This is a genomic window from Peribacillus frigoritolerans (genome assembly GCF_040250305.1).
GTDB lineage: Bacteria > Bacillota > Bacilli > Bacillales > DSM-1321 > Peribacillus.
Genome location: NZ_CP158190.1, coordinates 3385457 through 3411270, shown reverse-complemented (window position 1 = coordinate 3411270; position 25814 = coordinate 3385457). Strand labels below are relative to the sequence as shown.

22 protein-coding genes are annotated in these 25814 nt (G+C 39.2%); 19 read left to right on the top strand and 3 right to left on the bottom strand.

Annotation, left to right across the window (positions count from 1 at the left end):
* The first annotated feature begins 11 nt into the window (after window positions 1–11).
* The 4 genes from ABOA58_RS16665 to ABOA58_RS16650 all read left to right on the top strand — a co-directional run bounded on the left by ABOA58_RS16665 (window position 12) and on the right by ABOA58_RS16650 (window position 3965).
* Complete coding sequence (locus ABOA58_RS16665; RefSeq protein ID WP_350299280.1) at window positions 12–1298, top strand: ABC transporter substrate-binding protein; 1287 nt, start codon at window positions 12–14, stop codon at window positions 1296–1298.
* 41 nt (window positions 1299–1339) lie between these two features.
* Window positions 1340–2218, top strand: a complete 879-nt coding sequence (locus tag ABOA58_RS16660; RefSeq protein ID WP_350299279.1) for a carbohydrate ABC transporter permease — start codon at window positions 1340–1342, stop codon at window positions 2216–2218.
* Window positions 2219–2304: 86 nt separating this feature from the next.
* Window positions 2305–3111, top strand: coding sequence for a carbohydrate ABC transporter permease (locus tag ABOA58_RS16655; protein ID WP_241590391.1), 807 nt, complete (start codon window positions 2305–2307; stop codon window positions 3109–3111).
* A gap of 17 nt (window positions 3112–3128) precedes the next feature.
* The gene (locus ABOA58_RS16650) at window positions 3129–3965 is read left to right on the top strand and encodes a PfkB family carbohydrate kinase (RefSeq protein WP_350299278.1); all 837 of its coding nucleotides are present in this window, start codon (window positions 3129–3131) and stop codon (window positions 3963–3965) included.
* A 38-nt stretch (window positions 3966–4003) separates the two neighbouring features.
* Here the strand turns inward: ABOA58_RS16650 and ABOA58_RS16645 are convergent, their stop codons facing one another.
* On the bottom strand, window positions 4004–4762 hold the full coding sequence (locus ABOA58_RS16645) for a GntR family transcriptional regulator (protein ID WP_350299277.1): 759 nt from the start codon (window positions 4760–4762) through the stop codon (window positions 4004–4006).
* A 247-nt stretch (window positions 4763–5009) separates the two neighbouring features.
* On the opposite strand from ABOA58_RS16645, the gene ABOA58_RS16640 reads away from it, so the two are divergent.
* On the top strand, window positions 5010–6203 hold the full coding sequence (locus ABOA58_RS16640; RefSeq protein ID WP_350299276.1) for a M14 family zinc carboxypeptidase: 1194 nt from the start codon (window positions 5010–5012) through the stop codon (window positions 6201–6203).
* A gap of 250 nt (window positions 6204–6453) precedes the next feature.
* Window positions 6454–7518, top strand: a complete 1065-nt coding sequence (locus ABOA58_RS16635; protein ID WP_350299275.1) for a M14 family zinc carboxypeptidase — start codon at window positions 6454–6456, stop codon at window positions 7516–7518.
* A gap of 688 nt (window positions 7519–8206) precedes the next feature.
* Here ABOA58_RS16635 and speB read toward each other — a convergent pair.
* Window positions 8207–9175: an agmatinase gene (gene speB, locus ABOA58_RS16630; protein ID WP_350299274.1), complete on the bottom strand. Its 969-nt coding sequence runs from the start codon at window positions 9173–9175 to the stop codon at window positions 8207–8209.
* A 432-nt stretch (window positions 9176–9607) separates the two neighbouring features.
* Between speB and ABOA58_RS16625 the strand changes: the two genes are divergently transcribed.
* The 4 genes from ABOA58_RS16625 (at window position 9608) to ABOA58_RS16610 (ending at window position 13535) form a co-directional block, all read left to right on the top strand.
* Window positions 9608–10954, top strand: coding sequence for an APC family permease (locus ABOA58_RS16625; protein WP_350299273.1), 1347 nt, complete (start codon window positions 9608–9610; stop codon window positions 10952–10954).
* A gap of 712 nt (window positions 10955–11666) precedes the next feature.
* A complete protein-coding gene (locus ABOA58_RS16620; protein ID WP_350299272.1) occupies window positions 11667–12944 on the top strand; it encodes a Glu/Leu/Phe/Val family dehydrogenase in 1278 nt (425 codons plus the stop codon).
* Window positions 12945–12978: 34 nt separating this feature from the next.
* Window positions 12979–13269, top strand: coding sequence for an SAV0927 family protein (locus ABOA58_RS16615; RefSeq protein WP_350299271.1), 291 nt, complete (start codon window positions 12979–12981; stop codon window positions 13267–13269).
* Between the two features lie 17 nt (window positions 13270–13286).
* Window positions 13287–13535 (top strand): hypothetical protein, encoded by a 249-nt coding sequence (locus ABOA58_RS16610; RefSeq protein ID WP_137019971.1) that lies wholly within the window; start codon window positions 13287–13289, stop codon window positions 13533–13535.
* 75 nt (window positions 13536–13610) lie between these two features.
* On the opposite strand, the gene ABOA58_RS16605 is transcribed toward ABOA58_RS16610, so the two are convergent.
* Window positions 13611–14351, bottom strand: a complete 741-nt coding sequence (locus tag ABOA58_RS16605) for an IclR family transcriptional regulator (protein WP_350299270.1) — start codon at window positions 14349–14351, stop codon at window positions 13611–13613.
* A 175-nt stretch (window positions 14352–14526) separates the two neighbouring features.
* Between ABOA58_RS16605 and ABOA58_RS16600 the strand changes: the two genes are divergently transcribed.
* From ABOA58_RS16600 to ABOA58_RS16560, 9 genes are all read left to right on the top strand, one after another.
* Entirely contained in the window at window positions 14527–15390 is an 864-nt protein-coding gene (locus tag ABOA58_RS16600; RefSeq protein ID WP_350302901.1) for a dimethylarginine dimethylaminohydrolase family protein, read from the top strand.
* Between the two features lie 337 nt (window positions 15391–15727).
* Entirely contained in the window at window positions 15728–17344 is a 1617-nt protein-coding gene (locus ABOA58_RS16595) for a M20/M25/M40 family metallo-hydrolase (protein WP_350299269.1), read from the top strand.
* A 163-nt stretch (window positions 17345–17507) separates the two neighbouring features.
* Window positions 17508–18851, top strand: coding sequence for a YfcC family protein (locus ABOA58_RS16590; RefSeq protein WP_434547795.1), 1344 nt, complete (start codon window positions 17508–17510; stop codon window positions 18849–18851).
* Between the two features lie 45 nt (window positions 18852–18896).
* Window positions 18897–20084, top strand: coding sequence for an amidohydrolase (locus ABOA58_RS16585; RefSeq protein ID WP_350302900.1), 1188 nt, complete (start codon window positions 18897–18899; stop codon window positions 20082–20084).
* Window positions 20085–20278: 194 nt separating this feature from the next.
* Window positions 20279–21040 (top strand): dimethylarginine dimethylaminohydrolase family protein, encoded by a 762-nt coding sequence (locus ABOA58_RS16580; protein ID WP_350299267.1) that lies wholly within the window; start codon window positions 20279–20281, stop codon window positions 21038–21040.
* A gap of 51 nt (window positions 21041–21091) precedes the next feature.
* Window positions 21092–22507, top strand: coding sequence for an amino acid permease (locus ABOA58_RS16575; protein ID WP_350299266.1), 1416 nt, complete (start codon window positions 21092–21094; stop codon window positions 22505–22507).
* A gap of 255 nt (window positions 22508–22762) precedes the next feature.
* The gene (locus ABOA58_RS16570) at window positions 22763–23101 is read left to right on the top strand and encodes a VOC family protein (protein ID WP_350299265.1); all 339 of its coding nucleotides are present in this window, start codon (window positions 22763–22765) and stop codon (window positions 23099–23101) included.
* 611 nt (window positions 23102–23712) lie between these two features.
* Window positions 23713–24849, top strand: coding sequence for a YibE/F family protein (locus tag ABOA58_RS16565; RefSeq protein WP_434547739.1), 1137 nt, complete (start codon window positions 23713–23715; stop codon window positions 24847–24849).
* Window positions 24849–25625, top strand: coding sequence for a YibE/F family protein (locus tag ABOA58_RS16560; protein ID WP_350299264.1), 777 nt, complete (start codon window positions 24849–24851; stop codon window positions 25623–25625). The genes ABOA58_RS16565 and ABOA58_RS16560 overlap by 1 nt, the downstream gene beginning before the upstream one ends.
* Window positions 25626–25814 lie beyond the last annotated feature (189 nt).

Below are 25814 nucleotides of genomic sequence, written 5' to 3'. Positions count from 1 at the left end.
GGAGGGTATTCATGAGAAAAACAAAACTTATATTCGCATCATTTTTAAGTTTATCTTTAATGCTTGGGGGATGTTCTGGTGAAAAAACATCTTCAGAATCAGATGTTGGAAAAACAACCATAACATTTTTCCATAGGTGGCCAAAGGAACCGGAAAAAACGTACTTTAATGAAGTTGTAAAAGACTTTGAAAAACAAAACCCCAATATCAATATTAAAACCGAAGCAGTGCTAAACGATTCGTATAAAGACAAAATTAAAGTAATGACAGGTACAAATAATCCGCCGGATGTTTATTTCTCATGGAGTGATGAATTTGCCAGTCAGTTTGTGCGAGGCAATAAAGCTTTGGATTTAACTTCTTATTATGAAAACGATCCGGAATGGTCTTCTCAACTCGTTCCATCCCAAGTCAAACCGTATACATTTAATAATAAGGTGTATGGTGTCCCCGTAACAATGGATGGGAAAATGTTTTTCTATAACAAGGATGTCTTCGAAAAATTGAACATAAACCCGCCTAAAACCTGGAATGAATTAATCGACGTGTTAAAAGTGTTAAAAAAGAATAACTACACAGCCCTTCAATTCGGCAGTCAAGACACTTGGACAATTTCACATTATTTGGGCACATTGAATCAACGCCTTGTTAGACCGGAAGTGCTGACGATGGATTATAATCGAAAAACCGGAAAATTCAAGGATGACGACTACATAAAAGCGCTTGAAAAATTCCAAGAGTTGTTACCTTATTTTAATGAGAATACGAATTCAATAGATCACGAATATGCTAGGCAGCAATTTTCAAATGGTAAGGCACCTATGATTTATGCAGAAACGGCAGAAATCAAGCTATTTGGACCCACTAAGTTTGAACTTGGAATGTTTAACTTTCCCGAAGTAGAAGGCGGAAAAGGCAATCAAACAAATCTAACGGGTTCGCCTGAGGGCTTTATGATTTCTTCCAAGACAAAGCATCCTAAAGAGGCGATGGAGTTTTTAAAGTTTTTAACCACTAAACAGATGGGAGAGAAACTAGTCACTGATGTGGGCAAGTATAGTGCAGTTGAAGGTACAGTGAATGAAAATAATTCTTCCCCGGAACAGCTGGAAGCGGTTCAAAGCATATTAAACGCCAAGGAAATGGCCCCATGGTTTGACATGAGCATTGATGCGCGTATTGCAGATGCCTATTTAACAGGAGCACAAATGATGTTAAATGGAGATAAAACACCTAAACAAATCATGCGTGATGTTCAAAAAGCTGCCGATACTGTTAGAATCGAAGCGGGGAAATAAGGGGAATCATTTTTCCGTTTTATTAAGGGAGTGATCTTTTAATGATAAAACTCGATAAATTTGTACCTTATCTATATCTTCTTCCAGCCTTAGTTTTTTTACTGCTAGTTTATATCCCCATTTTCCAGAATATTGGCGACAGTCTGTATAATTGGAGTACTTTTTCACCAAATAAAGCATTTGTAGGGTTGGACAACTACTTTACTTTGTTTAATGATCCCGTATTTTATGAAGCTTTAAAAAATAATATTCTTTATGCAGTCATTTCAATTGTTTTCCAGGTATTTGGAGGGTTAATTGTTGCAGCTGTTTTAGAAGATAAATTAATCCGTAAATTTTCACCCATCTTTCGTACAGTCTATTTTTTACCAGTCGTCGTTTCAATGACAGTCATAGCATTGCTGTTTTCATTTTTTTACAACCCGGAAGTGGGGTTGTTAAATCAGTTTCTTAAAATGATTGGATTGAATAATTTAGCACTGCCATGGTTGGGCGATAGTGATACGGCAATCTATGCGGTCATTGCTGTCTCACAGTGGCAATCGATTGGTTATATTGCCATGTTATATATCGTATCCATTCAAAAAATTTCACCTGAGCTATATGAAGCAGCTGAAATGGATGGTGCGAATAAAATAAAAACGTTTTTTCACATTACGGTTCCAGAAACGAAGGAAATGACATTCGTAGCCGTAATCTTAACACTGACAGGTGCTTTTACAGTGTTTAATGAGCCATATATCTTAACCGGAGGGGGGCCGGGGACTTCTTCGGAAGTCCTAAGTACCTATTTATATAAAACGGCTTTTTCAAAAGATATGATGGGATATGCTTCAGCCATCGCAACGGTTATCTTAATTATTACGTTACTTATTTCTCTTGTTCAAATGAAAATATTTAAAACAGGAAAGGAGGACTAATAATGGAGATGCCTAAATCAACGATCAGAGTACCGGAATTAATTGTGAAAAATCTAAAATATGCAAGGAAAAGAAAAGACTATAATATGAGAGTAGCACTAGTCTATGCAGGTTTGATCGCATACTTTCTTGTTGTTGCCTATCCCTTATTATGGATGGTCATCAGTTCTTTTAAAAGCACAGAGGAAATTTTTAACCATAGTTGGTCCCTCCCTCATACATGGTTGTTTGAAAATTATGTAACAGCCTGGAATAGTGGGATTTCTTCCTACTTTTTAAATAGTGTCATGGTTACTGGTTTGACCTGTATTCTAACGGTATTAGTAAGTGCGTTAGGTGCTTACGGATTATCTCGCTTTGATTTTCGTGGAAAGGCTTTCATTTTGGTCATATGCTTAGGGGGGTTGATGCTATCTCCCCAAGTAAGCCTGATCCCTTTGTATAATATAATTCAGAAGCTAGGTATATATAACACCCATTGGGCGTTAATTTTACCTTATGTAGCATACAGAATTCCGCTAACCATCTTGTTGATTCGGGCCTACTTCCTGTCCATTCCGAAAGAACTGGAAGAGGCTGCCCGGTTGGATGGATGCACAAACCTTGGAATCCTTTTTAGAATTTTCATTCCCATGAGTAAGCCTATTTTATTAACGACGACAATTTTAACAGCTTACTATACATGGAATGAATTCATGTTCGCGATCATCTTTATAGACGATGATAGTTTACGTACGATACCTGCCGGTTTAATGCAATTTCGAGATGCACTGCAAACCGATTGGGGAGTGTTACTTTCTGGATTAACGATTTCAGCGGCACCTATCGTCATTTTATTTTTATTCATGCAGAAGTACTTTATCCGTGGAATTGCTAGTGGAAGTGTAAAATGATAACAGGGGGAACAGGCATGAAATTAATTGGAATTGGAGATAACGTAGTAGATTTTTATAAAGATCAAGGAAAGATATATCCTGGCGGCAATTCATTAAACGTGGCAGTATTGTGCAATCGTTTAAATGATGAGCAATCTTCATATATTGGCATTGTAGGAAATGACGGGGCAGCAGACCATGTTTTAGAGGTATTGCAAAAGGAAAAGATAGAGATTAGTAGAGTAAGACAAGCAGTAGGAGAGAATGGTATGGCAGTCGTCGCGTTGGATAAGGGCGGTGACCGAATTTTTATTGGTTCCAATAAAGGGGGAATCCAATCCAGGTTGGGGATTGTACTGAATGACAATGATTTGGATTATATTCGGCAACATGACCTTCTTCATACAAGTGTATATAGCCGTATAGAGCATAACCTTCCAATATTAAGCCAATTCATTGACATTTCTTTTGATTTTTCGACAAATCAAGAGGATCACTATTTACAAAAGGTTTGTCCATTTGTGAATTATGCATTTTTTTCCGGAAGCAATTTAAACGAGGCAGAGTGCAATGCACTGATTCAAAAGGTTCATTCGTTCGGCACAAAGGTGATATGTGTTACTCGTGGGGAAAAGGGATCACTTTTATCAACTGAAAATCAAATATATGAACAAGCTATTATCCAAACTAAAGTTGTAGATACGTTGGGGGCGGGAGATTCCTTTATTGCTGGTTTTCTCTCATCGTACGTCCAAGGACAAGATGTATATAAAGCTTTACAAAAAGGAGCATTAGTCGCCTCCCAAACCTGTCAGGATTATGGTGCTTTTGGGTATGGCAAAGTATATGATCCTGATCATATGATGGTTTAAAATGATGCATGGATGAATAAAGGTAACGAGATCCCGGATTAAGAGGGGGATTCGTTACCTTTTTCTTGCGATATTGAACTATCAATCGTAAAGGTCACGCGATTGGCAGGATAATATAGGAAGGATGAATGGATAGGCTGCTTCTTAGCGTCATATGCCACTTTCTCCACTTTGAAAAGGGGATCTCCCACTTCGCATTCTAAATATTTTGCTTCATCTGCATTTGCCAATACCATATTTAAAAGTTTCGTGTTATGAACAGGTGTTATATTATATTTATGCTTTATGATGTCATACATGGAAACAGAGTTTTGGACATGTTGATTTAAATTTGGCAGAATCTTTAAGGAATAATGAGAAATTTCTAAGGTGAGAGGTTGATTATCATAGTATAAGATTCGTTGTAATTCAAGAACATCACTTTCAGGAGTAATCTCCAAGGATTTGGAAATATTAGCCGGTGCAGGCAGTATCCCAAATGAAAGGATTTTAGTTTGAGGTATCTTCCCTAATTCCGACATATATTCAGCATGACCATTAACAGCAAATAATTCTCTTTTTACTTTAGGATATTGGACAAATGTTCCCTTTCCCTGTTGGCGTATTAGCAGCCCGTCTTCCACCAAGTCCAAAACCGCTTTTCTAACAGTAATGCGACTTACTCCATATATGTCACATAATTCTGTTTCGGTTGGTAATCTTTCGCCAGAAGAGTAAATACCTTTGTTTATATCTTCGATGATAGATTGCTTTAATTGCATGTATAATGGCGTAGAACTATTAGTGTTGAGTTTCATATTTTCCCCTTTCTCGTATTTTTCCTCTAATTATAACGTAATGTGATGTTATAGTACAAATCATCAATTCGACAGACCGCGAACAACAATCCTCGATAAAAATGTCACGTTTTTTTTTTGCGTGAACTTAAAGCAGATGCCCAAATCATAAAATAGCCATAATACGACATCAAATTCCAACATATTTCTACTTTTCCATTTTGTATAATGAGATAGAAAAATATTTTAAGGGAGTGATTGTTGTATTATGAAAAACAGGAAAATTATTTCAACTCTAGGAGTTGCCGTTTTATCGGCGAGCATTGCTGCACCAACATTTGCAGCTAATGAAACATCACCGGGAACACCCATTCAACAAACTTATTCGGTTTCAGGTTTTACAGATCATGCTGAACTAGGGAAAAAGCTAGAACAAATTGCGAGTGATAGCCAAGGTAAAGTAAAAGTGGATGTAGCCGGATATTCAAATAGAAATAGAGAAATCTATAAAGCAACCGTGGGAACAGGCGACAAAGTCGTTTTCATTCAAAGTGAGATCCATGGAAATGAGAAAACCGGTACGGATGCCATCTTGAATATCTTGAAGTTTTTGGGGACCAACTCTCCTGAAGCGGAGAAAATTCGTAAAGAAATTACCCTTGTCGCTTTGCCTAAAATGAATCCGGATGCTGCTGAATTGAACCGTCGGGGAAATGATATGACCTGGGCAGAGGTCGTGAAACAGTTTCCACAGTTAGGAGGAGCGAGTCCATCTTGGAACTATTATACATACAAAAATGAATCATTCGATTATGAGTCCAAACCTGGTTTCGATGTGAATCGTGACTTTAATCCTGATTTAAATTATATTCCCCAAGCTAAAGACTTCCCTGGAAAATCATCCACCCCTGGCTGGTTCATAACACCCGAATCACAAACAACACGTGATGTTTACAAGTCTCTATTGAAGCAATACGGAAAGGTGGAGATTTTTGTGGACTTGCATCACCAAGCTCCCTATTATGAAGTTGATGGAACGGATGATTTAGTCACATACTCGCTTTCCGCTCAATTTGTTCCAGATCCAAGCTCGCCTTCAGGACAAGATTATGCCAAATATGCAAAAAACTATAATTATGATTTTTCCAGACAATTGAATGTAGCGGTATATAATGCAATGAAAGAACAAGGTAATTCTCCATATGGAAATATATCCTTATATCCGCAAAACCAAAACCTTCCTGGAACGGCTTTAGGAGCCTTTGCTTTGAACGGAAGCGGGACAGTGCTCTTTGAAGTTAGAGGTCAAACACAGTCCTTTGGCCAAAAGAAAAAAGGCATGCTCATTAAAGCAGTTGAAAGAGGATTATATGGAATAATTGATGGAGTTACTGATGGCTCTGTATATAAAATCAATCCGGAACAATACGAGTCAATTCCATTGACGGAGGGCAGGCAATAATAAATATTTGGTGAGTGTATCAACTTCCTGCCTAGATTGAAGTAACCAGACGGGTGTCCGCCTGGTTTTTCTTCATCTGGAACATTTGAATATCGCCTTTGTAGAAGTAATTCCTTTCAAGTTATATTGTGTAGAAGAAAACTATTTGGAAACATAGTTATTTTTCACTATTAACATAAAGTAGTAAAAATGTCAGAATATTATTAATAGTTATTTTTCTGATTATTATATTTGATAAGGAGGGTTTTTATTGAATTTTAAAAAGAAAGTTCTATCAGTTTCATTATCTAGTTTAATGACCTTAAGCGCAGTAACAGCTGTTGCGCTACCAGTCGGAGCGGTTGGAAATGGCCCCAGTGCTGGAAATGGACAAGTGACAACTTCAAATCTTCATACATATGAAAGCCTGGTAAGCTATCTTGAAACGCAGGATGCAAAACAAGAAAGGCTGGCATTGGAAGTAATCGGGGAAACGGTAAAAGGGAGGGATATTTACCTAGCGAAGTACATGTCAAATCCTAAGAATCCTACTATACTATTTTTAACTCAACAGCATGGAAATGAACAACTGACTACTGAGGGTGCACTCGAATTCATTAAACATCTAGGCACGAACAAGACTAAAGGTATTTTGGAAAATGTTAATATACTGATCATTCCCATGTTAAACGCAGATGGGGCCATGGGAGATGTTAATTTCCCTCTTGATGACTATTTAGCAAAAGGTGATCGGCATCTAACACGGGCAAATGCAAATGGGATCGACTTAAACCGTGAGCATGATAAAAAAACTGATTCCATGCAAGTAGAGGTAAAGGCTTTACATGAAAATGTATTTGCGAAATACGATATAGACTACATGATAGATTTACATCATCAAGGGACGCTAAGCGAAACGGACGGTGAACTTGTTTCAGGTTCAATTCTTTATCCTACAAACGCAAACGTAAAGCCTGAGGTGTTAGAAGCGTCAAAAAAACTGGGTGCTGTTGTATATAACTCCATTGAACCAACTGGTTGGGGGCATATTGGTAGGTATGATGGCGGTTCTGGAGAAAATATAGGCCGTAATGGTGCAGCCGTTCGTTATGATATTGCTACACTGCTCTTTGAGATGCGAGGTATGTCGGACCACAATGTCGAGTCAGTAGCGCTTGGACAAAAAAGTAATGGCTATCTAATAAAGCAAACGGTAACCACTTTGGATGCAGCTGTCAGAGCCATTGCCGATGATTCAATTGAAACTGCTGATGCAAGCTTTTGGGACACCCTGCCAACACAATCCAATCGTCCCGGGATAGAATCGGACGAATAAAATGAAGACACATTCCATTCTTTCAGATGGGATGTGTTTTTTTGATTCCTTATGCCATCGGAAACAGGATGAGGAGACAATTTTTCCAACCCGATATGACATTATTTACAGTGAAAATAGCAGTACTATAGTAAAAGATGACATAGGAAAAAAACATCTGCTTTCACCTAAGAAGATGCTCAGTTTGTCGACAAAAGTGGGTTCGGGATGCAGACAGTCGGCGGAAAGGGAGCGGATTTTTGAAATCAGCTGAAACATTTTTTGAAGAAAAAAACTGTAGGCAGAGGGGGGCGGAATGATTTCACATCGAACCATGATTTTAAAGGAAGATTAGATGACCTTAATGTTTTTTTCTGTTTTATGAAACCCTCAATGTATTGAAGAAATTTGCGACACTCCTGCCGAATAGCTGGCTAGCCGAGACCCCACAGACGCTTGCGTCGAGGAGGCTTGGCAGACAGTCGGCGGAAAGGGAGCGGATTTCTGAAATCAGCTGGAACATTTTTAAAGAAAAAAACTGTAGGCAAATTCGCTTTCTTCGAATTTGTCTACAGTCTGAGCATCTGTTTTCATAAACAGGTGCTTTTTGAATTTCAGGACTTTTTTATTTTGTACTTAGACATTTATATCTTTAGCTTGGATCTTTCTGACCGCCTAACAGTATCGGCCTGTATGGCCAGTGTTTGTCCTATAAGCTTTTTTCGGTTGAGTCCTCCTTTTTTTGTTCTTCTTTTAGTTGTAAGGCTACTAAACTGGCAAAGTCATGAATGATGGTGGCTGCCAATAGTGATGTAATTTGTGTTGGATCATACGGCGGGAGGACTTCCACCAGGTCGAACCCAATAAAGTTGAATCCTTGCAGAGAGCGTATCATCTCTAGGGTTTCAAAGCTATTTAGACCGCCGACCTCCAATGTGCCAGTTCCAGGAGCGCAGGATGGATCAACAAAATCAATATCAAAGGTCAAGAAACATGGTGTATCCCCAATGGTTTTCTTGACTTCCTTCACGACATCTTCGATTCCTCTCTTCTTCAGCTCGGGCGTTGTTATCACATTGTAGCCTAGATCTGTACTGGAATCTAAATCTCCTGGATGATTGAGCGTACCTCTGATGCCAATCTGGAAAACTTTATCCGTTTGGAGCAAACCTTCCTCATATGCACGGATAAACGGCGAACCATGCCAGTATTTTTCTTCATAATAAGTATCCCAGGTATCTGTATGTGAATCAAAATGAAGAAGTGCAACAGGACCGTGTATTTTTGCGGCTGCTCTTAGATTGGCCAATGTTACTGAATGATCTCCTCCGATGCCTATTGGAATGATCCCGTTTTTCATCAAGTCTGACATAGCCTTTTCAATTAACTCATAGCTTCGATGTATATTATGGGGAATCACCGAAACATCCCCAATATCAATTGCATTACATTCGTCAAACGGAAATACCTTGTGAATGGGATGATAGGGAAACAACGTCATGGATGCTTGGCGGACTGCCTGTGGAGCAAACCGGGCTCCTACCCTGAATGAAGCAGCTGTATCAAAAGGCATACCTACCACTGCCAATTTGGCATTTTCTCTTGTAGAAGGTAAGCGCATAAACGATCCTGTGGTACAAAACTCTGGTTTAACATCAGGTGATAAAGGATATTTCATTTTTCTATTCCTCCATTTTCTTATAACTATAATAGTTGTGAAACTCATTTTGAAACTCATATAAATGAATTCCTATATTTAATTAATCTTGCAATTATCATGCCAAGTCACGGTAAGTGATTTAATGAGGGGTTTTACCAGATAACTTTGGCTTTGTGTATGCAAAGGCGAATAATTTATGGGAAATTGAATCGCCGATGGAAGAGATGCTGAAAGATTCATTTCTATAAATCAATCATTTGCCGGTAAGAATACAGGAATTAAGTAGCATTTTTGGCGTTTTTCGTTTGTCAAAGTAAACCGAAATCATGTGGCACATAAATTGCATTAAGGTATACAGGTAAAACTTTTATAAAAGAGGGAGGCATGAGATTAATCTAGTAAAGAAATTGAACCAACAAGTTTGAAAGCGGTTTCAAGGAGGAATGATAGGTGGAAAATGAGGTTACATTGAAAAGATCACTGAAATTATGGCAAATCGTTATGATGGGGTTAGCATATATGACCCCCATGGTCGTATTTGATACATTCGGCATTGTATCTGGGATTACGGGAGGCCATGTGCCGACTGCCTATATCGTTGCATTGGTGGGGATGCTTTTTACAGCTGCCAGCTATGGAAAACTTGTAAAGGTTTTTCCTGCTGCAGGTTCTGCCTACACTTATACGCAAAAGGCCATAAACCCGCATTTAGGATTCCTGGTAGGATGGTCTTCGTTGTTAGACTATTTGTTTTTACCTATGGTCAATGCATTGTTAACCAAAATTTATCTGACAGCATTATTTCCAGGAGTTCCTACATGGATTTGGGTAGTTGTGTTCGTGGCAATCGTCACCATTCTCAATCTCAGGAGCGTCAATGTACTTGCTAACTTTAATGCGCTTTTTGTTTTAATTCAGATTGCCATCATGGCAGTGTTCATCATTCTTGTTGTCAAAGGTTTGAATAATGGAGAAGGTACAGGAGAAGTGTTTACATTAATGCCTTTCGTAAAAGAAGGAATGGACTTTTCGGCAATAATAACCGGGGCTACGATCCTTTGTTTTTCCTTTTTGGGATTTGATGCGGTAACGACACTATCTGAGGAAACGCCGGATCCGAAAAAAACAATACCAAAAGCGATATTTTTAACTGCACTTTGGGGTGGAATCATCTTCATTACCGCATCATTCTTTATTCAGCTCTTTTTTCCGGATATATCCCGTTTTAAGGAACCGGATGCTGCATTACCGGAAATCGCCCTTTATGTAGGCGGGAAGCTATTTCAATCCATTTTTCTTTGTACGACTTTCGTAAATACGCTAGCCTCGGGACTAGCATCGCATGCCAGCGTTTCCCGTCTTTTGTATGTTATGGGCCGCGATAAAGTGTTTCCGGAAAAATGGATTGGATTTATTCACCCTAAGTGGAAAACACCAGCCATTAATGTACTCATAGTCGGAGTCATTTCATTGTCGGCTTTATTCTTTGATTTAGTGACAGCAACGTCACTGATCAACTTTGGTGCATTAATGGCATTTACCTTTGTAAATCTGTCAGTGATCAGCCATTTTATCATTCGGGAAAAGAAGCATCGAACGATAAAGGGGTGTATTAAATACTTAATTATGCCTTTAATTGGAGCTATCGCAATTGGAATTCTTTGGGTCAACCTTGAGACAAGTTCCCTAATAATGGGGACAAGCTGGTTCATTATTGGTTTTTGTTATCTATTATATATCACAAAGGCATTCAGGAAGGCACCGCCCCAATACCAAGTTGAAGAAATTCAGCTATGAGTTTTTACTTGTACAAATTTGGACGTTGATTGGAACGTAGGGCACTCGCTTTCCGCGGGCGGTCCGGGAGCCTCCTCGGCGCATTTGCGCCTGTGGGGTCTCCCTTGGACTCGCTATTCCCGCAGGAGTCTCGCACACCCGCTCCAATCAAATATGTTTAAAAATTTGGATAGAACTCCTTTTGTTACAAACTAATAGCAAATGGATTTTTACCGCATTTTTAAAACAAAATCATTGGTTATCCTTTATGTATTTTTACTGTTTTATATGATGAAAACTCGCTGGATTGAATAAATTTGCGAGACTCCTGCCAAATTACTAGCTAGCCGAGACCCCGGAGACACTTGTTTTGATGCGGATTGGCAGACAGTCGGCAAAGGAGGTTACTCTCACCCCGGACAACGAGGGACTTAAAATATTGTTGAATGTGCGATGAACTTAGTGCAACCCCTTAAATGACTGTAGACAAACTCTATTTTCATCTAGTTTGTCACCGACTGACGCATCCGATTAGGATGCGTTTTTTTATGTATTTAATCATCACTGTTATATATGCAAATCTGAATTGCTTATGAATTAATACATATTTCCTGATGATTGCATGATGATGTTGATGATTGGGAAATGGCGGTATATTGCCATCCACATAATATCCTCAAAGCTGGCACGAAAGTTGCTTAATAAGTTATAAGAATATAAGTGAGGTGCTAAAATGCCAGAGAAAATTAAGGTAATAGAAAAACGTCAATTGGATAATCCACTGCAAGAATTCCAGGATATCTTAAAAGAAGCGATTCATGTTTTGAACTATCCTGATCAGGTTTTTGATTTTCTAAAAGCGCCAATGCGTTTTCTGGAAGTCTGTATTCCTATTCAAATGGATAATGGGGAGACAAGGATGTTTCAAGGGTATCGGGCTCAACATAATGATGCAGCCGGTCCAACTAAAGGGGGGATTCGGTTTCACCCGGATGTCACTCCCGAAGAAGTTAAGGCATTGGCCGGATGGATGAGCTTGAAATGCGGAATAACCGATCTTCCATATGGAGGGGCGAAAGGCGGCATTGTGTGTGATCCCAGACAGATGAGTTCATCTGAGCTTGAACGATTAAGCCGAGGGTATGTCAGGGCAGTAAGTCAAATAGTGGGACCTACAAAAGATATCCCTGCACCTGATATGTATACGAATTCACAAATCATGGCCTGGATGCTGGATGAATACGATCACATCAGGGAATTCGATTCACCCGGCTTCATTACAGGAAAGCCTCTGAGGTTAGGGGGATCGAAGGGCAGGGAAAAGGCCACTTCCAAAGGAGTATTGTACACACTTCAAATGATATGTGATTTAAAGGGGATTCCTATTGAAGGCATGCGTGTGATCATTCAGGGATTCGGGAATGTTGGCAGTCATTTGGCCATGTATTTACATGAAATGGGGGCTAAGGTTGTCGGAATAGCGGATGAGCTTGGAGGTTTATATGATCCGAATGGCTTGGACATTCCTTACCTTTTGGAGAACAGGGACTCGTTTGGGGTCGTTTCGAACTTATACAAAGATTCGTTATCCAATCAAGAAATATTGGAAAAAGAGTGTGATGTGCTGATTCCCGCGGCCATCAGCGGAGTGGTGAATAAAGATAATGCAACACGATTAAAATGTGAAATCCTGATTGAAGCAGCAAATGGTCCGACCACAAAGGAAGCAATCAAGATTCTTGATGATAAAGGTATAGTGCTAGTCCCGGATATTTTGGCGAATTCAGGAGGGGTGATAGTCTCGTATTTTGAATGGTGCCAGAACAACCAAGGCTATTACTGGACGGAAGAGCTTGTAGATGAACGATTGAAGGAAAAGATAACGGCCAGCTTTTTGAATGTCTACCATACTTCACAAAAATATTCCGTGAACATGAAAGTGGCGGCTTATATTGAAGGGATTCGCAAAATAGCTGAAGCATCCCAGCTTCGAGGTTGGGTCAGGTTCTGAACGAATTAGGGCTTACTAGAAAGGAGGCAATCCGTTGAATTTTGATATTCTTTCCGAAAATAAAGAAAACCAGGCTATTCATCATTATTGCTTATTGTCACAAGATTATAGATATGATGTGACCATTGTATATTCGGGCCAGTTTTTCGGTAAAGCAATGGTGACTTCCATGCAAAGCGGAAGAATGATCCTGCTTTGTGCCAATGATATTAATTTAGATCAATACTGGGCTCCGACCCTGGGCATTGAACAAGAGGATATACATGAGTTTCAAAACTTTCTCAAGCTAGTGTTACAATCCCCATTTCATTTTGAAGAATACTGAAGGAAGGAATGATGTAAATGTACGTAGATGTGATTCTAAGCCCTTGTGATGGCAGGATTGAAAAAATTTCAATATCCAAAAATTCCAGATTTTACGAATGGGAACAATTATTTCAGATTAAGAAGGCAGATGGATGTGTGGAAATCATTGATATTGGTGTCAGCGGAAAGATAGAATCATTGGAGGTATTGGAGGGCGAACCTGTGGTGGCCGGCGAGGTCCTCGCCTATTTCAGGGAAGATTTATTCGTGACCGGCAGCGATTAATATAAAAACGAAAAGAAGATGAAATGATTCATCTTCTTTTTCGGCTTATCCGATAATCCACCACTGCTCGCTTATTCATGATCCCCTATACCCTAATTTTGCAGAAACCCGATTGCCAGTTTCCATCACATTCTTAATGAGGAAATCAAGTCTTTCTTCTGTCAGGTTAAAGCTGACAAAACCTATGCTCACCGCACCGTGAACTTCCCCAAAATGGTTCAATATCGGCACGGCAACAGAACATGTTCCTTCTGTTCGTTCACTGTGACTGATTCCATGTCCCTTCATTTTAGTCTCTTGCAATATATCCCAAAAAGCTGCTCTTTCTTGAGTTGGCAGAAGAGCATCTACAATTTTTTTCGCTTGTTTATATGGCATATAGGCTAGCATCGCTTTATTGGCGGCCCCAATATGCATAGGAACTCGTGAGCCAAGCTGGTCATAAACCCGGATTTGGCTTTTTTCACTGTCGATTCGTTCGATAACGAGTGATTCCATTCCGATTGGCTGGCTAAGGTAGACGCTTTCCTCCACTTTGTTCATCAGTCTTTCCAGTTCAGGCCTTATTTGGCTGATGTAATCCATTTTGTCATACATACGTAAACCGTATTCGAGCCAAATATTCCCCAAACCATATTGTTTGGATTGCCCGTCCTGTTGGATTAATCCATGCGAGGACATCGCTTTTAACAAACGATGCATGGAGCTGACAGGAAGATCACACTCTTGAGAAAGTTCCGTAATTGACAGCCAGTTTTCCGATGAATTGGAAACGAGCACCTTTATAACGTTCATGGCACGGTCGATCGATTGCATAAACAAACCACCTATCTTTCATTCCAAGTTGTATATAACGCTGATTTATTTGAATATTTAAAACATATTGACATTATACCAAAACTAATTTTATAATAAAAGAAAAATTCCTATTGGCGGAAACATTTTCCGCTATGCGGAAAAGGAGGGGGAGGCAGTGACATATTGTTCGTCCATGTACAAACCATTGGAACGTGTCATTGTAAAACATCCGAAAGAAGCTTTTATTAGTCAAGAGCATTTAAGCCAAGCATGGCGGAACTTCAACTTTGCGGAAGAGCCAGATTTCAACGAAGCGCTAACAGAGTATGGTGACTTTATTACCATTTTAGAGAAATATGTTCCAAACATCGATTATTTGCCAGCATCTTCGGTAGTCGGGATTGACTCCTTATATGCGCATGACCCGGTCAAATTCACAAGCCAAGGGGCCATTATTTTAAAGTCAGGGAAAGAATTGAGGCAGCCTGAAGCTAATGTATACAAGGAATTTTGTAAGGAAAAGAACATCCCGATTATAGGGTATTTAACGGGTGATGCGGTCGCGGATGGCGGTGATATCATTTGGCTTGATGATAAAACCCTGGTTGTCGGACATGGTTATCGTACAAACGCAGAAGCCATTCGGCAATTAAAGGAAATGACCGCACATCTTGTGGATGATTTCATCGTAGTTCAGCTGCCGCATGATCAAGGAGAGGCGGAGTGTCTCCATCTTATGTCTTTCATCAGCCTAGTCGACCATGATTTAGCCGTAGTTCATTCCCGCCTTATGCCTGTCTTTTTCAGAAAACTGCTTATTGAACGAGGCATTCAGCTTATCGAAGTGCCGGTTGATGAGTACTTGAACTTGGGCTGTAATGTGCTTGCCATCGCTCCGCGGGTTTGCGTTATATCTTCTGGTAACGCTTACACGAAGCAACAGCTTCTTGATGCCGGGGCAACGGTTTATGAATACAAAGGAACTGAAATCAGTTACAAAGGCACTGGCGGTCCAACTTGTTTAACCTGCCCGGTGGTGCGTACAAAGGGGGATTGATAATTGTAAAAACACCAGGAAAAAGCTATGTAAATGGATTAACGGCATCCGACCTTTGCACGCCTGATTATGGAAAAGTAATGAAATAGATGCGTCTACGTGAAAGCTTTGGAAATATGACTTTGTGATTGTTCCGAAGGGATATGAAGAGACGGCCCGGCCCGTCAATTGAATGAAGCTGGATAAAAAAACGATTGAGCTGAAAATGCCGTATTTACAAAATCAGGACGGTGGATTGAGCTGTTTGTCACTGCGGTTTTATATATCGGGAATTTCCGTTAAGTGTTCCTTCCTGTTATTACTCTAATATTTGATGAAAATCGGAAAGGGGATTTCAATGAGTCAATTACTATGGGGTACTCCAGAAACGCTCCGTGCTTTGTTATGTGAACTTGTTAGCTGGGAAAGCCGTACTCTTACATTGGGGGAACGCACGTTTCCTTATAAGGTTCAAGAGAAATTGAGGGAGCTTGAATATTTTAAAAGGAATCCGGCGTACTTATCGCTTCACGAGGCTGATTTAGGGAGGAATTTTGTCAATGCCTTTTATAAACATCCCGATAGCAAGGAGACCGTTGTATTAATCAGCCATTTTGATACGGTTCATACTGAAGAATACGGTGATCTTGAGACTCTTGCATTTCAGCCGGAGGAGCTCACAAAAAAACTTCATGACCGGAAAGATGATCTGCCGGAGGAAGCGCGCATTGATCTTGAATCAGGAAAGTACTTGTTTGGTAGAGGAACAATGGATATGAAAATGGGGCTTGCCCTTCATATGGCTATCATCGAAAAGGCAAGCATTGAAAAATGGCCGATCAATCTCCTGCTGTTAACCGTTCCTGATGAGGAAGTGAATTCTGCGGGAATGAGGGCTGCAGTTAAAGAACTTGTGTCTTTACGTGATAAATATGACCTTTCCTATAAAATGTTTTTTAATAGTGAACCTTCCTTTTCACAGAAGCCGGGCGATAATAGCCATTATATTTATTCCGGAACCTTGGGGAAAATCATGCCCGCTGCCCTTTTTTATGGGAAAGAAACTCATGTGGGTGAGCCATTAAAGGGCATAACGGCTAACTATATAGCCTCATTCCTCACGCAGCTCATGGAGTGGAACACTCTTTTTCAGGAAAGTGATCTTGGCGAGGAAACACCTTTACCAGTATCGCTACAGCAAAAAGATCTGAAACTACAATATTCAACACAGACACCTTATCGTGCAGCAGCGCTTTATAATGTGTTCATTATGAAAAGGACAGCTGCAGAAATAATGGATTTATTCGAGCAGGTTGCAAACGAAGCAGCGATGAAATGCAATGAATCTTATAAAGCTCTTTGTCTGCGTGAACATATTGAAGGTGTAGGTGACGTACAAGTATTGCGCTACGAAAAGTTACTTTCATATGCGGAGGGCAAATTTGGCGGCAGTTTTGTTGAGCAAATAAAGAGTGAAGTTAAAGGAAACATGGATTTGGATGAGCGGGAAAAATCATTTAGGATTGCTGAAAAATTGATGATACAATGTCAGGAGCTTTCACCCGCCATTGTATTGCTGTTCGCACCGCCATATTATCCAGCCGTCAATACGTCCGATGATCCGCTTATCATCGAATCTGTGAAATTAATGAAGGAAACTGCCAACATGCTTGATGAAGAAGTCAGCCAAATTCATTATTTTAATGGCCTTTGCGATTTAAGCTATGTTCAATATACTGATGAATCTGATGGCTGGACGGCTTTTGAAAAAAATACACCGGTCTGGGGCGATACTTACAGCATTCCTTTTGCTGATATGCAAAAACTTCAGGCACCCGTGCTTAATGTGGGTCCATTCGGCAAGGATGCCCACCAGCGTACTGAGCGCCTTCACATCGATAGTGCCTTCGTCCATACGCCCGTTATGCTGGAGAAGTTAGTAAAGAGTATGTTTAAGTGTTTGGTTGAGAAGTGATGGTCCGACAGGGAAACTGGATTAATATAAAACTTTAACTGGGGGTATTTATATGAATGACCTGCCTAATGGTCAAATCACTTCCGAGCCGCTTAATCAGAATAATAAGCCACTTAACCAACTAACGGAGTTACCGGAAAAAGGGATTAATCCTTTTGTCTTAATGTTTATCGTAATTGTAATAGTGACGGTTTTAACCTATATCTTACCTGCAGGACAATATGAAAGAATTGAAAAGGATGGCCGAAGTGTAGTCGATCCAACTTCCTTTGAATTCGTTGAATCAACACCAGTGGGATTATTGGAAATGTTCAGCAGTATTCACGCAGGGATGATTGAAGGAGCATCAATTATCTTGTTCGTCTTTTTGTTTGGCGGAGCATTGGGAATCATGCAGGCAACAGGAGCACTGGATGCTTTCATTAAGTTTGTGGCTGTCCGATTCGGAACAAAAGAGAAATTGCTTATTCCGTTGATGGTATTGATCTTCGCTTCATTAGGGACACTGATCGGATCTGCTGAAGATGCATTAGTTTATATCGCAATCATTGTTCCGATGACGATTGCATTAGGCTTTGATGCACTTACGGGTTTTGCGATCGTCATGCTTGGGACATTGGCGACTGGATTCATTTCGGGCATTACGAACCCTTTTAATGTAGGAGTTGCCCAAAGCATTGCAGAACTGCCCATGTATTCGGGAATGGGGTTGCGAATCGCTCTTCTTGCAGTGTTTTATGTCGTTACAGTATTGTACATCTATTTCCATGCAATGAAGGTTAAAAGAAACCCTGAACTGGGGGAGTATGGGAAATTCAGGCGTGAAGATCATGCACATTTTGATAAAAACTTTAGGATAAGTAAAAGACATAGCGCCGCTTTAATTATTTTATTGGTGAATTTCATCCTATTAGTATATGGAGTTATTAAATTAGGATGGTATATAAGTGAAATTGGCGGCTTGTTTTTATTAAGCGGGATCATTATGGGCATAATTGGAGGCTTAACTCCATCCAAGATGGCTAATGGTTTTATTTCAGGAGCAGGCGATATGGTTTCCGGGGCATTGATAATAGGAGTTGCGCAGACAATCCTAGTCATCATTACAAGTGGCGGATTGCTGGATACTATTTTATATTATGCTGCAGGATTGGTTGAACAACTTCCTCCCGCCATAAATGCAATCGGAATGTTCATTGTCCAATTATTTCTTAACTTCATTGTACCATCCGGAAGTGGGCAAGCTGCATTGACGATGCCGATCATGGCTCCATTAGCGGATTTAATGGGTGTGACAAGACAAACAGCAGTATTAGCTTTCCAATTAGGGGATGGGATATCGAATATGATATTTCCGACTTCTGGAGTGCTATTGGCTGGATTGGCAGTAGCAGGCATATCATTTACGAAATGGGTAAAATGGGTGTTTCCATATCTTCTGATTCAGTTTGCGATAGCGATTATCTTTTTGATCATTGCTCAAAGCATACAGTATGGCCCTTTTTAAGGATCTGAAAAATCTGAATATTGGCACTACAGGGAGGCGTTTATGATGAAGACAATACAGGAGACGGTTGTGGATGAAGTGATTTCATGGAGACGTCATTTTCACGAAAATCCGGAGCTTTCATATCAGGAGCACCAGACTTCTGAATTTATCTACAGGAAATTAAAAACCTTTTCAGGATTGGAAGTGACGAGACCAACCGAAACGAGTGTTTTAGCGGTTCTTAAAGGAACAAAAAAATCTGCCCGAAAATCGAATACCATATCTTTTCGTGCAGATATTGATGCTCTCCCGATTGAAGAGGAAGCAGAAATTGAATTCAAATCAAAAAATCCTGGGGTTATGCATGCATGCGGACATGATGCACATGCTGCGATGTTATTAGGTGCTGCTAGAGTCCTCTCCGGGAAAAAAGATGCAATTGATGGAGAAATCAGGTTTATTTTCCAACACGCAGAAGAGGTACTTCCTGGGGGAGCTCAGGAATTGGTGAAAAAAGGGGTCATGGAAGGAGTGGATTATGCATTTGCACTGCATGTTACTCCTTATGAACGAACAGGAACAATATGTGTAAGGGAAGGGGTATTCTGTGCTGCCGCCGATGATTTTGAAATTAAAATTATTGGTCAGGGCGGTCATGCGTCGACTCCTGAATTAACGGTAGATCCGCTGATCATTGGTGCAGAAATTACGACGAATATTCAACATATCGTTTCCAGAAAAATTTCAGCACTTAGGACACCAGTCATTTCAGTCACTCAGTTCCATTCCGGAAGTGCGCTCAATGTCATACCAGAATATGCGGAAATCGGTGGTACCATTCGTTCCTTGGACTCTGATAGCCGAGTGAAAGCAAGGGAGCATCTTGAGCAAATCGTTAAGGGAATTTCGGAAGCGCATGGGGCAAAATGTGAAATTACTTGGTATTTAGGGTATCCAGCAGTGGTAAATGATAAAGCTGCTGTTGATATTTCAATAACGGTCATGGAAGGCATTTTTGAAGAGAATAACATCATCAAGGTTGATGATCCCATGTTTGGAACAGAAGATTTTTCGGCTTTTTCCGAAATCGTTCCCTCTTCCATGCAATTTCTAGGCGTCCATAATAATGAGTTTGGAAAAGCTTATCCTTTACACCATCCTAAATTTAAAATCGATGAGAGGGCTTTAGGGTATGGAGTAAGATATTTTGTAGGAATAGCGGATAAATTGTGCAGTCATTCAAATAATTGAGAAAGCATGGGCTAAGAAGAGGCACCCGTTATAGTTTAAGAGAGGAATTCGGTTGTCTCTTCTCTCTATCATGTCTATATATCTATAATTTCCGCTTCTGGAATACAAGAAACTTCATTTAAAGTACGGCAGGAGCAAAAAAGTTAATTTTCCACATTTTAAAAAGATAAACTACCTATTTAGGAGGAATATATATGTTTAATCACGCGATTGTAAGAAAGATTGGAAAAAGTTTTGTAAATGGCTTAACAACATCGGATTTAGGAAACCCGGATTATGAAAAAGCGCTTGTACAACACGAAGCTTATGTAGAAGCATTAAAACGCTGCGGTGTGAAAGTGACCGTTCTCGAATCGGATGAAAGATACCCTGATTCTACGTTTGTAGAAGATACTGCAGTGTTGACCCCAAAATGTGCACTTGTAACCAATCCTGGTGCAGATAGCCGTAATGGTGAAATTATTGAAATGAAAGAAGTTTTAAAGGACTTTTATGAAACAATCGAATATATTCAATCACCGGGTATGTTGGATGGCGGAGATGTAATGCAAGTTGAAAATCACTTCTATGTTGGCCTTTCAACCAGAACGAATGAAGCAGGTGCTCTGCAGTTCAAAGATATCATGGGTAAGTATGGTTATGATACGACCATCATTCCCCTTAAGAAATTCTTTCATTTAAAAACGGGTGTCAATTACCTGGGAGACAATAATTTATTAGTGGCCGGGGAATTCATTAATCACGAAGCTTTTTCTAGCTTTAATCAAATCACCGTAAAAGAGGAAGAAGAATATTCGGGTAACTGCGTCAGAATGAACGACTGCGTTATTGTCCCAAAAGGGTTTGATGGTACAAAGAAAAAAATTGAAGATTTGGGATACACAGTAATTGAAGTGGAAATGTCGGAATTTCAAAAACAAGATGGCGGCCTTAGTTGTCTCTCATTGAGGTTCTAAGATGGTTTGGGAGAAGGCATAGGCTAATAGATAAAATAAGGACGTGATTATATGGGGTATGGACTGGAGAATAATGATCAGCTGCAACGCTCGATGAAAAGACGCCATTTATTTATGCTTTCACTTGGCGGCGTAATTGGTACAGGCCTTTTTTTAAATGCAGGCTATACAATTAACCAAGCGGGGGCAGGAGGAGCCCTGATCGGTTATCTAGCCGGCGGTCTTATTTTGTATATGGTCATGGTCTGCCTTGGCGAGCTAGCCGTTCATATGCCGGTTACTGGATCATTCCAAAAATATGCTGCCGAATATATTGGGCCTTCCGCTGGTTTCTCTCTAGGATGGATGTATTTCGTAGGTTCAGCCGCAACTGCAGGAGTTGAGTTTACGGCAGCAGGAATATTGATGAAACAATGGTTCCCCCATAGTCCTACCTGGATTTGGTGTGCTGTGTTCATAGTGCTTTTATTTACATTGAATGCATTAACGACAAGAGGTTTTGCAGAGGCGGAATATTGGTTTGCTGGAATAAAAATCGTTGCAGTGATTTTGTTTATATTGATTGGAATCGCTGGCATCTTTGGTTTTGTCTCTTTATCTGATCGTCCAACCCCATTCTTTGAGAATTTGGCTCCTTCTGGTCTTTTTCCAGCAGGCGGGATTACAATTATCTTTGTGACAATGATGAATGTAATATTTTCTTACCAAGGCTCAGAACTAATAGGAATTGCGGCAGGGGAAAGTGAAAAACCTGAAGAGAACATCCCTAAAGCCATTCGAAACGTACTATTTAGAATCATTGTTTTTTACATTTCGTCCATTATCATCCTTTCCGCCATATTCCCTGCTTCGGAATTAGGCTTATTGGAAAGTCCTTTTGTAACTTTAATGAAGATAGCGGGGATACCTTATGCAGCAAGTATCATGAATTTCATTATTTTGACAGCCATTCTTTCTGTAGGGAATTCATGTCTGTATGCTTCCACGCGTTTGCTTTGGTCGATGGCCCATGATGGAATGGCACCTAAGGTGTTTGGTCTATTGTCCAAAAGGAAAGTGCCATTGAATGCCCTTCTTTTTACGATATGCTTTTCGCTTCTATCGTTATTGACGAGCTTCATTGCGGCGGATACTGTGTTCGTGATACTTATGTCCATAGCGGGAATTTCCGTCACGATCTCTTGGATGGGAATTGCTTTATCGCAATATATGTTTAGAAGGAAGTTTATAAAAGCGGGTGGTAAAACGGAAGATTTACAATACATAGTACCATTTTACCCATTTGTCCCGTTATTCTGTTTAGGCTTTTGTTTGCTGATTCTAGTATTCCTTGCCTTTGACCCTACTCAACGAGTTGGACTGTTTTATGGAATAGGATTTTTGGTAGCCTGTATATTATTCTATAAATTTAAATTGGCGAAGAAAGTAGAGTCAAACACTAGCTTTGAAAATGAAAAAATATTGTAATTGAGTTGCACCGAAGGCTAGCCAGTTTTTACTGGTTGGCCTTTTTAAATCTTGTAATTGCGGTAACTTGGATGATTATTTACTGAATCGGAAAGATGATACTGTCATTTTCACTAAAAAGAAGGAATACCTTACAAAATAGGGAGGGAGAAATAACAAGTCCGATTACAAAGTGACTAACAACATCACAACGAGCCTGTGGAAAATTAACTTTTTTACCGAGAGAAAACAATAATACCAAAATTGGGGGAAGTAATGAAGATCAATCACATAAATTTAACTGTTAATGATGTTACAGCCTCACGTGAGTTTTTAGAAACATACTTTGGTTTATCATGTGCAGGAAGTCGAGGAGATGGGTTCGCCGCAATGAAAGATGATGATGGTTCCATATTGACACTAATGAAAGGAAGCGATGTACATTACCCCAAGACTTTTCATGTTGGATTCATACAAGAAAATGAAGAACAAGTTAACAGGATCAATCAGAAGTTGAAGGATGATGGTTTCATGGTAAAACCTCCAAAACATTTACACAGATATACTTTCTACGTAGAAGCGCCCGGAGGATTTAATGTTGAAGTACTGTGTTAAATTGGAGTGAAAAACGCAGTTCAGTGAGGTACGGTGAACCGTATCACAAGTTAAGCATTTAACAACTGATATATTTCCAAGTTTTTCAGTATCAGGCGCTTTATAAGAAGCCCAATTTCTCATTTATTTGGTGGGAAATTGGGCTTTTTAAATTGGGCTTTTTCTTAACGGCCCTGAAGCTATCCCTAATAGTATTTAGATATAGACCTCGCTAGAATATTTTAATTCAATTATACTCAAAGTGGTGGAATTTAAATATGTACGGAGTGCTAAGTCTAGACAACAGAAGAGTTAAGACAAAACATCTGGTAAAATTCTATGTCCATTTATGCGTGAATGAGTATTGGGTCAGCGGATTGTTACTGGTAAGATTGTCTTCATTATCTGTATTGTAATCTCTGCTTGTTTTTCCTCAGATGTCACCTCAATCTCTTTTTCCCGTTTTACCGGGGGGGAGACGTAAAGGAGGTAAATCGGACTTTGTTTTCGCAAACTAAATCCATTCATGATAAGATATATCAATCAATCAAATACTAGTAAGGCGGGGTGGAGTCAGTCAATTCTGGCTCCTCCCTGCCTTTTTTGCCCACCCGATATTTGGAGGTTTTATTTTGAATTTTATCGTAAATAAATTTAAAAAAATGGGTTACAAGCATGTTTCTTTGTACGCCGTCATAGCACTTTGTTTTTTCGCTTCTGTTTTCTTTGTTCATCACAATTATTCATTCTATGAACTTCCAATAGCCAAAGTCATTAAAACAAATCTTGAAAATACAACTGAATTGGATGATATGTATCAAAATGAAGATCGACTATTTACCCAGAGTATAATAGCCGAATTACAGAATGGAGAAGAAAAAGGAAAACTTATTCATTTAAAGAATGAATATTCCTCATCCGGAGCTTTTGATCAAGAATATCGAGTTGGAAATGATTTATTTGTTTCGATTGATACGAAGACAGAAGGAAATTCAGAGTTGACTGGAACCATAAAAGACGTAAAACGGGATAAATTTGTGTTGATTGTAGCATGGGTTTTTATCTTGACATTACTTATCGTTGGAAAAAAGCAAGGCCTGTTTTCAATTATAAGTTTGGCAGTCAATGCCATATTATTGTCATATGCATTAGATTTTTATTTGAATACATCAGACATTGGTTTGGTATTGATATGCAGTATAAGTATCATACTATTTACGGTCCTTTCCCTTTTACTCGTTAACGGTTTTAATGAAAAAACCTATGCAGCGGTCATTGCGACACTGTTAGGGACTTTTTTATCGCTGTTCATTACTTATCTTATTATGTGGTTGACTTCCGAAAATGGCCTTCGATATGAAGAGATGCAATTTATCACTCGTCCTTATAAAATGGTGTTTATGGCAGGTTTATTTATCGGTTCTTTAGGAGCCGTAATGGATATAGCCATTACCATGTCTTCTTCGATTTTTGGGTTGTATGAAAAGAATAACCAAATATCAGTAAAAGCACTTAAAACTTCAGGATTAGAGATTGGAAAAGACATAATGGGAACCATGACAAATATTTTGTTTTTTGCCTATATAAGTGGCTCCATACCTATGATTATTTTGTATTTGAATAATGATTCTGCATTGGGATTTACCCTTTCCATGAACCTCACATTGGAATTGGCCCGTGCCCTAGCTGGTGGTATTGGAATCGTGTTAACTATTCCAATAGGTCTATATGTCTCCATTTTTTTCATTAATCGAAAGAGGGAAAGATAATGAATGTATTAGTGTTGCTAGCGTTTATACTATTAATATTGATGATCTTGATTGGCGGAAAAAAAGGGGCACGTTCATTTTTTGCTTTATTCCTAAACTTTGGGGTGTTACTTTTCACCATCATTTTTATGACAAATCCAAATAATGATCCGTATATCGTAACATTGATTGCATGTACGGTGATTAGTTATATTAATTTATTTTTTATTAACGAGGTGAACAGTACAACAAAAACAGCATTCATTTCTACTATTATCACGATTGTTATTGTACTCTTTTTTATTGTCATTGTGACGGAAAATGCGATGATACAAGGTTTCGGTGAAGAAGAAATAGAAGAGCTTAGCGTCTTTTCCCTATATATTGGAGTAGATTTTGTTAAAATTGGAGCTTCAGTGATTATTATGAGTACTATTGGCGCGATTATCGATACAGCCATGGCCATTTCATCTCCCATGCGAGAAATGTTTCTTCACCATCCATCCATTAGCAAGAAAGATTTATTCACATTTGGATTAAGTATTGGGAGGGATATCTTGGGAACATCTACGAATACATTATTTTTTGCCTTCTTTGGAGGCTATTTGGCATTGCTTATATGGTTTAAGGATTTATCCTATTCTGTTGGAGAAATTGTAAACTCAAAAATATTTAGTGCTGAAATGATCACTATATTTTGTGCTGGAACAGGAGTAGCCCTGATAATTCCAATTACAGCCTTGATTACTGCTTATTTTTTGGTGAAAAAAAGAGAAAATAAAGAGAAAGTTATATAGGTTTCATGGCAAAAAGGCTTATGTGCACTCATTTGTATAATAGGAATGTGTCTTCGGGTTGTTACCTAAAATCATTGCAACGAGTATCCATATGGTCTGCTAAATCCTCTTAAACATTTTCATATTTGAGGCAGGTTAGTGGAGGAACAAGATATAATATTGCCTATATAAGTGTGGTCATATGAAAAA